Origin of the sequence: Arthrobacter sp. 3Tela_A, assembly GCF_049311025.1 — a bacterium.
Lineage (GTDB): Bacteria > Actinomycetota > Actinomycetes > Actinomycetales > Micrococcaceae > Arthrobacter_B.
Genome location: NZ_JAXIOM010000030.1, coordinates 1 through 14,456, shown reverse-complemented (window position 1 = coordinate 14,456; position 14,456 = coordinate 1). Strand labels below are relative to the sequence as shown.

At 64.0% G+C, this 14,456-nt stretch carries 14 protein-coding genes and 2 tRNA genes; 14 read left to right on the top strand and 2 right to left on the bottom strand.

Annotation, left to right across the window (positions count from 1 at the left end; translation table 11 throughout):
• Nucleotides 1–42: 42 nt before the first annotated feature.
• The 9 genes from recF to TVC13_RS10265 all read left to right on the top strand — a co-directional run bounded on the left by recF (nucleotide 43) and on the right by TVC13_RS10265 (nucleotide 8,940).
• Entirely contained in the window at nucleotides 43–1,227 is a 1,185-nt protein-coding gene (gene recF, locus TVC13_RS10305) for a DNA replication/repair protein RecF (RefSeq protein WP_422401119.1), read from the top strand.
• Complete coding sequence (locus tag TVC13_RS10300) at nucleotides 1,211–1,756, top strand: DUF721 domain-containing protein (RefSeq protein ID WP_422401118.1); 546 nt, start codon at nucleotides 1,211–1,213, stop codon at nucleotides 1,754–1,756. The genes recF and TVC13_RS10300 overlap by 17 nt, the downstream gene beginning before the upstream one ends.
• Nucleotides 1,757–2,104: 348 nt before the next feature.
• Nucleotides 2,105–4,141, top strand: a complete 2,037-nt coding sequence (gene gyrB / locus TVC13_RS10295) for a DNA topoisomerase (ATP-hydrolyzing) subunit B (RefSeq protein WP_422401141.1) — start codon at nucleotides 2,105–2,107, stop codon at nucleotides 4,139–4,141.
• A gap of 48 nt (nucleotides 4,142–4,189) precedes the next feature.
• On the top strand, nucleotides 4,190–6,823 hold the full coding sequence (gyrA, locus tag TVC13_RS10290; RefSeq protein ID WP_422401117.1) for a DNA gyrase subunit A: 2,634 nt from the start codon (nucleotides 4,190–4,192) through the stop codon (nucleotides 6,821–6,823).
• Nucleotides 6,820–7,326, top strand: a complete 507-nt coding sequence (locus TVC13_RS10285; protein WP_422401116.1) for a DUF3566 domain-containing protein — start codon at nucleotides 6,820–6,822, stop codon at nucleotides 7,324–7,326. The genes gyrA and TVC13_RS10285 overlap by 4 nt, the downstream gene beginning before the upstream one ends.
• A 155-nt stretch (nucleotides 7,327–7,481) precedes the next feature.
• Nucleotides 7,482–7,555 (top strand) — tRNA-Ile (locus tag TVC13_RS10280).
• A gap of 44 nt (nucleotides 7,556–7,599) precedes the next feature.
• A complete protein-coding gene (locus TVC13_RS10275; protein ID WP_211372315.1) occupies nucleotides 7,600–7,719 on the top strand; it encodes a DLW-39 family protein in 120 nt (39 codons plus the stop codon).
• A 67-nt stretch (nucleotides 7,720–7,786) separates the two neighbouring features.
• Nucleotides 7,787–7,859 (top strand) — tRNA-Ala (locus TVC13_RS10270).
• Between the two features lie 148 nt (nucleotides 7,860–8,007).
• Nucleotides 8,008–8,940 (top strand): DMT family transporter, encoded by a 933-nt coding sequence (locus TVC13_RS10265; RefSeq protein ID WP_422401115.1) that lies wholly within the window; start codon nucleotides 8,008–8,010, stop codon nucleotides 8,938–8,940.
• Between the two features lie 74 nt (nucleotides 8,941–9,014).
• On the opposite strand, the gene TVC13_RS10260 is transcribed toward TVC13_RS10265, so the two are convergent.
• Nucleotides 9,015–9,950 (bottom strand): hypothetical protein, encoded by a 936-nt coding sequence (locus tag TVC13_RS10260; protein ID WP_422401114.1) that lies wholly within the window; start codon nucleotides 9,948–9,950, stop codon nucleotides 9,015–9,017.
• A gap of 152 nt (nucleotides 9,951–10,102) precedes the next feature.
• Here TVC13_RS10260 and TVC13_RS10255 point away from each other — a divergent pair, with 152 nt between their 5' ends.
• Together TVC13_RS10255 and TVC13_RS10250 are read left to right on the top strand one after the other, a co-directional pair.
• The gene (locus TVC13_RS10255; protein ID WP_422401113.1) at nucleotides 10,103–10,645 is read left to right on the top strand and encodes a peptidylprolyl isomerase; all 543 of its coding nucleotides are present in this window, start codon (nucleotides 10,103–10,105) and stop codon (nucleotides 10,643–10,645) included.
• 225 nt (nucleotides 10,646–10,870) lie between these two features.
• Nucleotides 10,871–11,563 (top strand): rhomboid family intramembrane serine protease, encoded by a 693-nt coding sequence (locus tag TVC13_RS10250; protein ID WP_422401112.1) that lies wholly within the window; start codon nucleotides 10,871–10,873, stop codon nucleotides 11,561–11,563.
• Nucleotides 11,564–12,274: 711 nt separating this feature from the next.
• Here the strand turns inward: TVC13_RS10250 and TVC13_RS10245 are convergent.
• Nucleotides 12,275–12,532, bottom strand: a complete 258-nt coding sequence (locus tag TVC13_RS10245) for a cell division protein CrgA (RefSeq protein ID WP_422401111.1) — start codon at nucleotides 12,530–12,532, stop codon at nucleotides 12,275–12,277.
• A gap of 197 nt (nucleotides 12,533–12,729) precedes the next feature.
• On the opposite strand from TVC13_RS10245, the gene TVC13_RS10240 reads away from it, so the two are divergent.
• From TVC13_RS10240 to TVC13_RS10230, 3 genes are read left to right on the top strand one after another with little or no spacing between them, the layout of a single operon-like run.
• Nucleotides 12,730–13,569, top strand: a complete 840-nt coding sequence (locus tag TVC13_RS10240) for a class E sortase (RefSeq protein ID WP_422401110.1) — start codon at nucleotides 12,730–12,732, stop codon at nucleotides 13,567–13,569.
• 1 nt (nucleotide 13,570) lies between these two features.
• Nucleotides 13,571–13,750, top strand: coding sequence for a hypothetical protein (locus TVC13_RS10235; protein ID WP_422401109.1), 180 nt, complete (start codon nucleotides 13,571–13,573; stop codon nucleotides 13,748–13,750).
• Nucleotides 13,747–14,391, top strand: coding sequence for an aminodeoxychorismate/anthranilate synthase component II (locus TVC13_RS10230; protein ID WP_422401108.1), 645 nt, complete (start codon nucleotides 13,747–13,749; stop codon nucleotides 14,389–14,391). Before TVC13_RS10235 ends, TVC13_RS10230 begins: the two co-directional genes overlap by 4 nt.
• Nucleotides 14,392–14,456 lie beyond the last annotated feature (65 nt).

The window sequence follows — 14,456 nt, the reverse complement described above, 5'->3', positions numbered from 1 at the left end:
AGAAAAACGCAAGGACAGGAAGGCAGGCGCAGGTGGAGCAGCGTGTACGTTGATTACCTTTCCCTGACCGGTTTTCGCAGCTACAAGCAGCTGGACCTCAGCCTGAAGCCCGGAGTCAGTGTTTTTGTGGGGCCCAACGGCACAGGCAAGACGAACATCGTTGAATCGATTGGCTACCTGGCCTCGCTCTCTTCGCACCGGGTCAGCTCCGACGCACCGCTGGTCGCGTTCGACGCCGAGCAGGCACTGGTCCGTGCACGCATCGTCCGCGCCACCCAGGCCACAGCACTGGAAGTCGAGATCAATCCCGGGCGGGCCAACCGTGCCCGCATCAACCGGGCCAATCCGGTACGGGCACGGGACATCCTGGGCATCTGCCGCACCGTTTTGTTTGCCCCCGAAGACCTCGCCCTGGTCAAGGGCGACCCCTCTGCGCGCCGCCGGTTCCTGGACGACCTCATCGTTTCCCTCGTTCCCCGGCACGCCGCCACCCGGGCCGACTACGAGCGGGTCCTCAAACAGCGCAACGCCCTGCTGAAATCCGCCCGGATCAGCGGCCGGTTCACCTCGGCACACGAGGCGACCCTTGAAGTCTGGGACCACCACATGGCCCAGGCGGGGGCACAGCTGGTCGCCGCACGGCTGCAGGCACTGGACCGGCTTACCCCTCATCTGCAGGGTGCCTACCAGGACCTCACAGACGGTTCGAAGGAAGCCCGCGGGCTCTACCGTTCCACGCTGTTGGGTGAAGTGGACGACGACGGCGCCTCACCCGGCGGTGCCGACCCGGCGGAACTGCTGGGGCTGACTCAGGAAGAACTGCGGGAAAGGTTCCTGCAGGCATTCGCCGCCAACCGGAAACGGGAAATCGACCGCGGGATCTCGCTGGTGGGACCTCACCGCGACGACGTCGAGCTGTCCCTCGGCCAGGCTCCGGCGAAGGGATACGCTTCCCACGGCGAGACCTGGTCCCTGGCACTGTCCATGCGACTGGCGTCCTACTACCTGCTTCGTGATGACGACCCGGCACCGGGCTCCGGTCCCATCCTGGTTCTGGACGACGTTTTTGCCGAGCTCGACGCCGGCCGCCGCGGGCGCCTTGCCTCGATCGTGGCAGGAGCCGAACAGGTGCTGGTCACCGCCGCCGTCGCAGAGGATATTCCGGAGACCCTGGCAGGGGAACAGATACCGGTCATCCCCGGAGGAATCCGTGCAGCCGCCAGCTGATGCCCCGGGCTCGAACGGCTCCGGGCAGGAAGAGAACGACCGCCCCGACGCGGCGCGCGAGCAGCTGAACCGGATGCGCCAGGCTGCGCAGGCCCGCGGCAACCAGCGGGTGCCGGCCAGCCGCCGCAAACAGCCGCGCAAGGCAGCACCGTTCATTCCGGGGGAGTACACCGGGAGGGATCCGCAGGGACTGGGCAAGGTTTTCACCCGGTTCGTCAACGAGCGGGGCTGGAATTCGCCGGTTGCCGTGGGATCGGTCATCTCCCGCTGGGAGGAACTGGTGGGTCCGGATGTCAGCGCGCACTGCAAACCGGAGTCCTTTTCCGACACCACAGTCCAGGTTCGCTGTGATTCCACGGCCTGGGCCACCCAGCTGCGGCTGCTGCGCCAGACGCTCATTGAACGCTTCGACGCAGAACTCGGTCCCGGTGTCGTCACCCGGATCGAAGTGATTGGTCCGGCAGCACCGAACTGGCGCAAAGGACTGCGCAGCGTGAAGGGCAGAGGGCCGCGGGACACATACGGCTAGTTACCGGTGGGGTGCACGCGAAAAAAGTTGTTGAAAAATCGCTTTGTTTGTGCTCGCGTTCACACGCCCTGCGTGCGGGTTTGCGGGCTGCAAACCCCGCAGGAGGTATCCGGAGCCGTACAGCAGCTTGAAAATCGCTCAAAGCCCGCTTTGGTGGCCTCTGGAGGGGTGTTTTGGCCAGCAAAGGTCCCCTTAGCACGGTAGAATTGGTAATAGAGGTGCTCTGTCCGCAGCTGGACGGGGTGCCAATTCTGACCGACACAAGAGGAGTCGACAGCACCTGTGGCTAACGACAATGAGCGTGACAACGAACTCGGCAACGAACTGGGCAATGAGCTTGGCAAAGAGCTGAACAATGCGGAGCCCGTCCCCCAGGAAGACAGCGAGGCCGTGGCGCCGCACGAATACGGCGCCAATGAGATCACTGTCCTCGAAGGCCTGGAAGCCGTGCGCAAGCGCCCGGGTATGTACATCGGTTCCACCGGTCCCCGCGGCCTGCACCACCTGGTTTATGAAGTGGTGGACAACTCGGTGGATGAAGCCCTGGCCGGGTACTGCGACCGCATCGATGTGACGCTCCAGGCCGACGGCGGGGTCCGGGTAACGGATAACGGGCGCGGCATCCCCGTGGACATGCATCCGACGGAAAACATGCCCACGGTCCAGGTTGTCATGACCATCCTGCACGCCGGCGGCAAGTTCGGCGGAGGCGGCTACGCCGTTTCCGGCGGCCTCCACGGCGTCGGCATCTCCGTGGTCAACGCTCTGTCCGCCCGCGTCGAGACGGAGGTCAAGCGCCAGGGATTCGTCTGGCGGCAGACCTTTGAGAACGGCGGCCACCCGGTTGGCGGCCTCCGCAAGGGCGAGGAAACTGACGAGACCGGAACCACCCAGACGTTCTACCCGGACCCGGAAATCTTCGAGACCACCGAGTTCGACTTCGAGACCCTCCGCGCCCGCTTCCAGCAGATGGCGTTCCTGAACAAGGGCCTGCGCATTGTCCTTACCGATGAGCGTGCACCGGACGAGACGGCCGAGGAAATCGCCGACGACGCCACCGAGGCCGAGGACGCCCCGAAGCACCGCATGGTCGACTACATGTACGCCAACGGCCTGCTGGACTACGTCCACCACCTGAACAGCTCCAAAAAGGTGGAGGTCATCCACGACGACATCATTGCCTTCGAAACCGAAGACAATGACAAGAAGATGGCCGTGGAAATGGCCCTGCAGTGGACCACCGCGTACTCCGAAAGCGTCCACACCTACGCGAACACGATCAACACCCACGAGGGCGGCACGCACGAAGAGGGTTTCCGTGCTGCGATGACCTCGCTGATCAACCGGTACGCACGCGAGAAGAACATCATCAAGGAAAAGGACGACAACCTTACGGGCGACGACATCCGTGAGGGCCTCACCGCCGTCATTTCCGTCAAGATCGCCGAACCGCAGTTCGAAGGCCAGACGAAGACCAAACTCGGCAACTCCGAGGTGAAGGGCTTCGTCCAGCGCGTAGTCACCGACCAGCTCGGTGACTGGCTCGAACGCAACCCCGGCCCGGCCCGCGACGTCATCCGCAAGTCGATCCAGGCCTCCCAGGCCCGGCTGGCTGCCCGCAAGGCCCGCGAATCCACCCGCCGCAAGGGTCTGCTGGAATCCGGCGGCATGCCGGGCAAGCTGAAGGACTGCTCCTCCAAGGACCCCTCCAAGTCCGAAATCTACATCGTGGAGGGTGACTCGGCAGGCGGCTCCGCCGTCCGCGGCCGCAACCCCGAAACCCAGGCCATCCTGCCGCTGCGCGGCAAGATCCTGAACGTGGAGCGTGCCCGGCTGGACCGGGCGCTCTCCAACGCTGAAGTCCAGTCCATGATCACGGCATTCGGTGCCGGCATCGGCGAAGACTTCGACGTAGAGAAGGCCCGCTACCACAAGATCGTGCTGATGGCCGATGCCGACGTCGACGGCCAGCACATCACCACGCTGCTGCTGACGCTGCTTTTCCGCTACATGCGCCCGCTGATCGAGCAGGGCTACGTCTACCTGGCGCAGCCCCCGCTGTACCGCATCAAGTGGTCCAACCACCCGCACGACTACGTTTACAGCGACCGCGAACGCGACGAAGTCGTGGCACGCGGCCTGGCCAACAACCAGCGCCTGCCCAAGGACAACGGCATTCAGCGCTACAAGGGCCTGGGTGAAATGGACTACACCGAGCTCTGGGACACCACCATGGACCCCGACCACCGCACCCTGCTGCAGGTCACCATGGACGACGCCGCCTCCGCGGACCAGGTCTTCTCGGTGCTCATGGGTGAGGACGTCGAGTCCCGCCGCAACTTCATCCAGCAGAACGCCAAGGATGTCCGGTTCCTGGACATCTAGTGCAGCAGCTACCCGGACTTTTCAAGAACTTAGAACGGAACACAACCAATGAGTGATGAGACCCCGGAGGTCCCCGGAGGCGAGCTCGAACCCGTCAGCGGGAACGTCATCTCCGACCGCGTGGAGCAGATCGACCTGCAGACTGAAATGCAGCGCTCCTACCTGGACTACGCCATGGCGGTCATCGTCGGGCGCGCCCTGCCGGACGTGCGCGACGGCCTGAAGCCCGTGCACCGCCGCGTCATCTATGCGATGTACGACGGCGGCTACCGCCCCGACCGCTCCTTCAACAAGTGTGCCCGCGTGGTCGGCGAAGTCATGGGCCAGTACCACCCGCACGGTGACTCGGCGATCTACGATGCACTGGTCCGCCTGATCCAGGACTGGGTCATGCGCGCACCGCTGGCCCTTGGACAGGGCAACTTCGGTTCACCGGGCAACGACGGCGCTGCAGCACCGCGTTACACCGAAACCAAGATGGCCCCGCTGGCCATGGAAATGGTCCGTGACATCGACGAGGAAACCGTCGATTTTATGGACAACTACGACGGCCGCAACCAGGAACCCACCATCCTGCCGGCCCGCTTCCCAAACCTGCTGGTCAACGGTTCCTCCGGCATCGCCGTCGGCATGGCCACCAACATTCCCCCGCACAACCTGCGCGAGGTGGCTGACGGTGTGCAGTGGTACCTGGAGCACCCGGAGGCTTCCAACGAGGAGCTGCTCGAGGAACTGATCAAGCGCGTCAAGGGACCCGACTTCCCCACCGGCGCCACGATTCTGGGCCACAAGGGCATCGAGGACGCCTACCGCACCGGCCGCGGCTCCATCACCATGCGGGCCGTGGTCAACGTGGAGGAAATTCAGGGGCGCACCTGCCTGGTTGTCACCGAGCTGCCCTACATGGCCAACCCGGACAACCTGGCCATCAAGATTGCCGAACTGGTCAAGGACGGCAAGATCACCGGCATCGCGGACATGCGCGATGAAACCTCCGGCCGCACCGGCCAGCGGCTGGTGATCGTGCTCAAGCGCGACGCCGTCGCCAAGGTTGTGCTGAACAACCTGTACAAGCACACGCAGCTGCAGGACAACTTCGGTGCCAACATGCTGGCGATCGTTGACGGTGTGCCCCGCACGCTGAGCCTGGATGCGTTCATCCGGCACTGGGTCACCCACCAGCTCGAGGTCATCGTCCGGCGTACGCGTTACCGGCTGCGCAAGGCCGAGGAAGTCGCGCACATCCTGCGCGGCCTGCTCAAGGCACTGGATGCACTGGATGAGGTCATTGCCCTGATCCGCCGCTCCAGCACCGTGGACGAAGCCCGCACCGGCCTGATGCAGCTGCTGGACATCGACGAACTGCAGTCCCAGGCCATCCTGGACATGCAGCTGCGCCGCCTGGCAGCCCTGGAACGGCAGAAGATCCAGGACCAGCACGCCAAGCTCGAACTTGAAATCGCCGAGTACAACGCCATCCTCGCCTCCGAGGAACGCCAGCGCAGCATTGTCAGCGAAGAGCTGGCCGAGATCGTGGACAAGCACGGGGATGAACGCCGCACCAAGGTCCTGATGGGCTACGACGGCGACATGAGCATGGAAGACCTGATCCCCGAAGAGGAAATGGTCGTCACCATCACCCGCGGCGGCTACGTCAAGCGCACCCGGAGCGACAACTACCGGGCGCAGCACCGCGGCGGCAAGGGCATCCGCGGTGCCCAGCTGCGCGGAGACGACGTTGTTGAGCACTTCTTCGTCACCACCACGCACCACTGGCTGCTCTTCTTCACCAACCTGGGCCGGGTCTACCGCGCCAAGGCCTATGAGCTGGCCGAAGCCGGACGCGATGCCAAGGGCCAGCACGTTGCGAACCTGCTGGCGTTCCAACCGGACGAACATATCGCCCAGGTCCTGGACCTGCCCGACTATGACGCTGCTCCGTACCTGGTGCTGGCCACCAAGCGCGGCCTGGTCAAGAAGACCCAGCTGTCCGATTACGACACCAACCGCTCGGCAGGCGTCATCGCCATCAACTTGCGCGAAGGCGACGAAGTCGTGTCGGCCCAGCTGGTCAGCGAAACCGATGACCTGATGCTCGTTTCCCGCAAGGGCCAGTCCCTGCGCTTCACCGCCACCGACGAAGCACTGCGTCCCATGGGCCGCGCCACTTCCGGCGTGACCGGCATGAAGTTCCGCGAGGATGACGAGCTGCTGGCAGCCGACGTCGTCACGGAGGATTCCTACGTGTTTATCGTCACCGAGGGCGGCTACGCCAAGCGCACATCCGTGGATGAGTACCGGGTCCAGGGCCGCGGCGGACTGGGCATCAAGGTTGGCAAGTACAACGAGGACCGGGGACACCTGGTCGGCGCCATGATCGTCCAGGAAGAAGATGAAGTCCTGGTCGTTATGCAGGGCGGCAAGGTTGTCCGATCGGCGGTCGCCGGCGTTCCCGCGAAGGGCCGCGACACGATGGGCGTCATCTTCGCCAAGCCGGACAAGAACGACCGCATCATAGCGGTTGCCCGGAACTCCGAGCGCGACCTCGCAGTCGATGCAGACGAGGACGAGGCAGCAGCCGACGGCGAGTCTGTGGAGGCATCTGTGGATGAAGTACCGTTGTCTACAGACGAAACGGCTGGGCGCGACGCGCAGTCTGCTGAAGATGGAGGTAGCGAGTGAGCTCGACCAACTCTAACGCCAGGTCCGGCGGCGGTCCGCGGGTGAAAACCCCGGCACGGCCCGCCCAGCGGCCTGGAACGGGTCAGAGCGCGCCGGGCAGCAACCGGCAGCCGCTGGTCAAGCCGGCACCCAAGGCAAAGGCCCGCAAGGCCCGCCTGCTGGTAAGCAAGATCGACCCGTGGTCGGTTCTGAAGATGTCCTTCCTGCTCTCCGTCGCGCTGGGCGTCGTTACGGTCGTAGCAGCAATCGTGCTGTGGACCGTCCTGGACCTCACCGGGATCTTCGACCAGGTGAACCGTCTCCTGGGTGAGATCGCCGGCTCCGAATCCGGTGGATTCGACCTGCGTGAGTTCGCCTCGCTGGGACAGGTGGTCTCCTTCGCGACCATCATCGCCGTCGTCAATGTCCTGCTTCTGACGGCACTGTCGATGCTCTCGGCCGTGCTCTACAACATTGCCTCCACCCTGGTGGGCGGCATCGGTGTGACCCTCACCGACGACTAAAAACGGTTTCCCTCCGGGGCGGGGCCCCCCCCCCCCCCCGAAAAAAACGGTTTCCCCCCGGGCGGGCCCCCCCCCCCCGCCCCGGAACAGGAACCCGGATTTGTTGAAGTGGCCGAGGGTACGGTAGAGTCTTATCTCGGCCCGGTGAGGTATCGGGGCGTATAGCTCAGGCGGTTAGAGCGCTTCGCTGATAACGAAGAGGTCCCAGGTTCAAGTCCTGGTACGCCCACGGAAGACCATGAAAATGGTTGACCACAACGGCAAGGAGACACTGTGAAGAAGCTGATTGCAATTGCAGCAGCAACGGCAGCGGGAGTCTTCGCCTTCAAGAAATGGCAGGAAACTGCTGCGGAGAAATCCGTCTGGAAGGCCTCGACCGACAAGGTTGAGTAGCTCCACTTAGGAACGGCCCGGTTTGACCACCCTCACAGGTGGGATATACTGGTGAAGTTCCAAATTCGGGGGCATGGCGCAATTGGTAGCGCACCTGCTTTGCAAGCAGGGGGTTCGGGGTTCGAGTCCCCGTGCCTCCACCGAAAGAAAGTCCCGGCCACAGCGGCCGGGACTTTCTGCGTTAAGATCACTGTCTCCACCGGTACGGACGACGCCGCTGCCTCCGACACAAACCCGCTGCAGGGCACGGTGCGCCCGGCGGAGGAACCCAGGGAATAACCTCAGGTAATGACCTTTTTCCTCGCCGTTATCGGCGTGCTGGGCGTCTCTGCCTCCGGGCCCATCATGGCAGCCACAGCGGCACCGGCCCTGGCAATTGCTTTCTGGCGCAACGCTTTGGGCGCCGTCATCATGGGCGTTCCGGCAGGGCTTCGCGGCAGGGACCAGTTCCGGAACCTCAGCCGCACCGAACTGCGCTGGACCGCACTGGCATCGCTGGCGCTGGCACTTCACTTTGCCTGCTTCATCACCGCGCTTCAGCTGACCTCCGTGGCGGTGGCAACCGCCCTGGTGTGCCTGCAGGCGGGCTGGATCGCGCTGTTCGACATTCTGCGGGGACGCCGCGTTGCGCCGAAGACACTGGCGGGACTGGTCATCGCGTTTGCCGGCGTTCTGGTGATCACTGGGTTCGATCTGGGCTTGTCCCCCGAAGCGCTGATCGGCGACGCCCTGGCCGTGGCTGGCGGCGCCCTGGCCGGCCTGTACACGATTGCCGGCGGCAAGGCCCGCCGGAGCATGTCCACGGGCACTTACACCACCCTGTGCTACGGCTCCTGCGCCGTGATCCTGGCCGTACTGTGCCTGGCGTTCCAGCAGCCCGTGATCGGCTTCCCGCCCGCGGCGTGGGCGGGCATCCTGGGGGTTACCGTCATGGCCCAGCTGCTGGGACACACCGTCTTCAACCATCTGCTGGCTGTCATCAGCCCGCTGGTGGTCTCAATGATCATCCTGCTGGAAATCCCCGGCGCGGCAATCCTGGCGGCGATCTTCCTGGGCGAGGAACTGCCGGGCGGCACATACATCGGGCTCGCGGTCATCCTGGGAGGGCTCGCCGTCGTACTGCTGGGCCAGGCGAGGAAGAAGGAGTCCCTGCCGCCGTCGTCTGATGAAGACCCGCTTCCGCCGGCGCCCCCGGCGCTGGGCGGAGACGTGGAACGCTGATTTAACGCCATAAGGGCCGGATGCACACGGCATCCGGCCCTTATGGTGCTTGCCCGGCGATGAGCCGGAGCAGGTTACTTCTGCGGCTTCTCAGCCTTGGTGTCTGCATGGGCGCCGCCGGTCTTGGCTGCCGCTGCGTCCTGCGTCTTCTTCACGGATTCAGTAGCCTTGTCGGCTGCCTTGGCGGTGCTGGAAGCAGCAGCTTCCTTCACGTTCTGTGCGGCGTCCTTGGCCTTCTGCGCGGCAGTGGCTGCCGTGTCCTTGGCCTGCTCTGCAGGGGTTTCCGCTGCCTTCGCGGCAGGCTTGGCATCGGCTGCCGGAGCTGCCGGTGCCGGTGCGGGGACCGGGACGGAAGGCTGAGTCTGTGCGGGGGCCGGGGTCTTCCACGGATCCTCGACCGGACGTGAGGCCCGCCAGGCGGCTACGGCTGCCACCACAGCGGAGGCAACGATGCCGAACACGAGCCAGCCCTTCCCGCCGCTCTTGCTCTTGCGGGCTTCCTTGGCGGCCTTGGCAGCAGCCTTCTGGGCACGCTTCAGCGCCTTCTTGTTGCCGGTTGCCTTGGCAACGGCAGTCTGCACCGGAACAGTGGCGGTGCCCAGTCCGCGGGAGACGGAATCCGCCGCGTCACCGATGCGGGTGGACAGGCTGGGAATGTAGCTGTCCACAACCTTGTCCTTGGCGTGGGTCAGGGCCGGAGTTGCCTTGTCTAGGGTGGTCTGGATCTTCGGTGCCGCGTCATCAACAACCTGGCTGATCCTGGGGCCGACCTTCTGCAGACCGTCCTGAAGCCGCGGCGTCACGACTGCAACGCCCTGCGCGATCTCATCAGCTGCGCGCTTGAGTCCGTCCTGGATCTTCGGAGAAGCGGTTTCAATTCCCTTTTCGATACGGGGAACTGCCCACCCGACGGCGGCCTCTACTTTGGGGGTTGCCCAGTCACGCGCCGTTTCCACGCCTGCGGTGACATTCGCTTCGAAGTCACGGGCAATGCGGTCCTTCTTGTTCAAAACTACCTCCCAGGATAGTGACGGTTCAGCCTTAGCCTACGTGCAATGCCGGTTCTGTGCTATCAGAGCCCCGCTGGCCGCCGGATTTTCACTGTGCGCTGAACAGGCCTTTTTCCAGCCGCCTGTAAGGCCGCCGTGGAAGAATGAGGATCATGACTGCTATTCCTACCGCAAAAGCAACCGTCCACACGACCAAGGGCGACATCCGGATCAACCTCTTCGGCAACCACGCGCCGAAGACTGTCCGCAACTTCGTCGGCCTGGCAACGGGAGAAATTGAATGGACTGACCCGGCCACCGGTGAGAAGACCAGCCGTCCGCTCTACGACGGAACCATCTTCCACCGCATCATCAAGGACTTCATGATCCAGGGCGGCGATCCCCTGGGCCGCGGCACCGGCGGACCGGGCTACCAGTTCGACGACGAGATCAGCCCGGACCTGGACTTCACGGAGCCGTACAAGCTGGCCATGGCCAACGCCGGAATCCAGATGGGCCGCGGAACCAACGGCTCGCAGTTCTTCATCACGTCCGTCCCCACCACCTGGCTGCAGGGCAAGCACACCATCTTCGGTGAAGTTGCCGATGACGAGTCCAAGGCTGTCGTGGACGCACTCAACGCAGTTCAGACCGATATGCGGGACAAGCCGACCGAAGATGTTGTCATCAACAGCATCACCGTCGAACAGCTCTAGCCGCTTCGCCGGTCCCCCGGCCGTTACGCCCGCCGGGGGGCTGCCTCTCTAGAACTTCCCTGGAGCAAACACACCATGTCCTATGGAGTACCTGCCGAAACCCCGGCGCACGAAGTTCCTGTCTGCCCGCGTCATCCCGACCGAGTCAGTTACATAAGGTGCCAGCGGTGCGGCCGGGCGGCATGCCCGGAATGCCAGCACACCGCGCCGGTGGGGATCCAGTGCGTGGATTGCTTCCGGGAAAGCCGCCGGCAGTCGCCGGCATACCGGACGCAGTACGGCGGCGCTGTCCGGGCCGGCAAGCCGGTAGTAACCATCACTCTGATGGTGCTCTGCGGAGCCGCATACGCCCTCCAGTGGCTGGTTCCCGGGTTTATGGAACTGCTCTGGTTCGCCCCGGTCTACGCGCAGGCCGAACCGTGGCGCATGCTGACCGCAGCCTTCCTGCACTCCCCCGGGTTTATCTTCCACATCGCCTTCAATCTCTACGCACTGTGGCTCCTGGGCAGGTCATTGGAACCGATGCTGGGACGGCTGCGCTTTACCCTGCTGTATCTGATCTCCGCACTGGGCGGATCGATTGGCGTGCTGGTGTTTGCGCCCGCCTTCCAGGCGGTTGTAGGTGCGTCCGGAGCGATCTTCGGTCTGTTCGGTGCACTCTTTGTCATCCAGCGGCAGCGCGGCGGCGAGGTCAAGGCCCTGCTGATCCTGATAGCCATCAACCTGGTTCTGGGCTTCGTATACCCGAGCATCTCCTGGCAGGCCCATCTGGGCGGCCTGCTCACCGGAGCCGCCTGCGGCGCCATCCTGGCGTATGCGCCCCAGGGGCCCCGGCGTTCCCTGGTCCAGTTCGGCGGGCTGGCAGCAGTCACGCTGGTCCTGGTTGCGCTGAGCATGTTCTGGGCGCCCAGCTTCTGACCCGGCACTGACTTTTCAAGGCCCCCGCCGCACTGGCGGGGGCCTTTTTCTTGCCGGGCAGGTTCATTCAGCCGGTGTTGTTCCCGGTACCGCTCACCGGCTTTCCACAGCCCGCAGGGGTCTTATCCACAGAGATACCCACATTGTTAATAACTTACAGGCATGTAACTCACCCTCCGGGGTAGCTCTCACAGCCTCGGCCAGGTGTGAGGGGCTCCTGGACTCAGTCCTGTCCACACCCTGCGACAGGAGTTGTGCACAGCCAGTGGGTAACTATTCTCCAGAGTTATCCAGTGCCGCGCCTGAGTTACACACATGTAATTCCACAGCTGTGGATAACTTGGATGCCTTTGTTTACAAGGATCTACTGCAGAGTAGCCACAACTTTACCCACAGTTGTGGATAACTATCTGCACATGGTGGGTATAACTATGTAGGCTTCCGGTCCAGGTTATCCCCAGCTTATCCACGTCCACCTGTGGATAACTATGAAACCAATGTGGATGGTGTGGTGCCAGTGAGCAAAGCATCGCACACATAGTTATCCACGCCTGTGGATAACTATGTGTGGAGAACTGCCCCGACTGTGGGTATCCCTGTTTAAAACCCACGGGCGCCAATCCCGTGCCCGCCTCGAGCAGACAAAAAAGGAACTCCCGGATGCTGTGGCATCCGGGAGTTCCTGAAAGAGCGGGCTGCCGCGGCGGCGGGTTACCGCCAGCGGGTGGTCATCAGGAACCCCACAATGGCGACGCCGAAGCCCACCAGGATGTTTCCGGCGCCAAGGGCCGGAACGGGGTAGACGCCTTCCGAGATGTAGAAGACGATGATCCAGATGAGGCCAATGAGCATCAGGCCAAACATCACGGGCTTGTACCAGACAGGATTTGGCTTAGGCTCTGATTTGCTCTTGGCAGGAGCGGTCTCGGGTGCTGCCGTGGGCTTCTTGCGGGACTTTGACTCGGGCACGGATCCTCCTAGCGGAACCGGCTCACAGGATGCCGGCACGGATATGGTCTGCGGGATCACTGCACAGCTCGCCTCGGCCGGTCCGCGGGCTATATCCTGACGGGGTATCTGCGGTAGGCCGGGCGGTTGTGGAAGGTCTCCTCTCATCCAATCGTAGCGAATGAGGGGCCCGGGTGTTCCCGGATAGTCAGCAAGCCATGGAGAGGACCGGGGACCGCGTGGAAAGCACGGCAAGTGAAGTGGGGGACAGTCCGGCGCCGGCGCCGTCCCGCTCAGCGAAGCGCAGGCCCAAGCGGCAGCGGAAACAAAGCAGAGGCGCCTTCGCCGTCCAGGTGATGGGAGAGCTGCTCATCACCCTGGGACTGGTGCTGGTCCTTTTTGTGGTCTGGGAGCTGTGGTGGACAAACATCGAGGCCGACCGCAAGCAGGAAGCGGCCATGGAACAGCTCTTCGCCGAATTCGAACCGGTACCGGGGGCACCCGCTGCCGGCGCAGAGCCGGGAGGCTACGGTGACCCGGCGGTGCTTCCCGTTCCGGAGGCCGAGGGAACCACATTCGCCGCTATCTACATCCCCCGCTTCGGAGCTGAGCACGCCCGCCCTGTCACCCAGGGAGTCGGCACAGCAGTGCTGGACAGCCTGGGCCTGGGCCACTATCCGGAGACCGCTATGCCGGGAGAAGTCGGGAACTTCGCCCTTGCAGGCCACCGGCAGACACACGGCCAGGTGCTCGACGCCGTCGACACCCTGGTTCCCGGGGACCGCATCTACGTGCAGACCGCGCAGGGGTATTACACCTACGTGTACCGCAACAGCCAGATAGTGCTCCCGGACCGGGTGGATGTCCTGGCACCGGTCCCCACCCAGCCGGGCGCGGAACCCCAGGAGCGGATTCTGACCCTGACCACCTGCAATCCGCGGTTTGGTTCGGAGGAGAGATTCATTTCCTATGCGGTCCTCGACTCCTGGCAGCCGGCCTCTGCCGGACCGCCCGAAGAGATTGCCGCACTCGTAACCCGCACGCAAGGACAGGGATAAAATGTACGCTTGGATCTTCCGGCATCTGCCGGGACCACTCTGGGTTCGGATTATCACTGCCCTGGTGCTGGCAGCCGGCGTGGTCCTGGTCCTGATGACCTACGTCTTCCCGTGGTTCTCGGAATTCAGCTTCCTTGCACCCCTCACGGATTCAACGATTGGCGGTTCTGAAACGCAATGAGCACCCGCATCCTTGTGGTCGACAACTACGACAGCTTCGTTTACACCCTGGTCGGCTATCTCCAGGAACTTGGGGCCGAGACTACGGTCATCCGCAATGACGACGTCAGTGTGGAAGAAGCCATGGAGCTGGCAGCAGCCCGTGACGGCGTCCTTGTCTCCCCGGGACCGGGCGCACCCGCAGAGGCAGGCATCTGCATCGATCTCATCCGCTGGTGCCGGGACAACGGAAAACCCATGCTGGGCATCTGCCTCGGGCACCAGGCGCTGGCTGAGGCATTCGGCGGGACCGTCACCCATGCTCCCGAACTGATGCACGGCAAGACCTCAGAGGTAGAGCACGAGGCAACAGACGTATTCACCGGCCTGCCAAGCCCGCTGACCGCCACCCGGTACCACTCCCTGGCGGCGGTGGCAGACACGGTGCCGGAAGAACTGGAAGTAACGGCCAGGACCCACAGCGGCATCATCATGGGCCTGCGGCACCGTACCGCTCCCCTGTCCGGAGTCCAGTTCCATCCCGAATCCGTGCTCACAGAGGGCGGCTACCAGATGCTCGGAAACTGGCTGGAAACCCTGGGGCTCAGCGGCGCCGCGGCCCCCGCCGCGACGCTGAGCCCGCTCATCAGTTCCAGGGCGTAGGCGGGAGCCCGCAGTCAGTCATCGCCGCGGGGGGGGGGGGGGGGGGGGGGCCGGCGGGCGCGGGG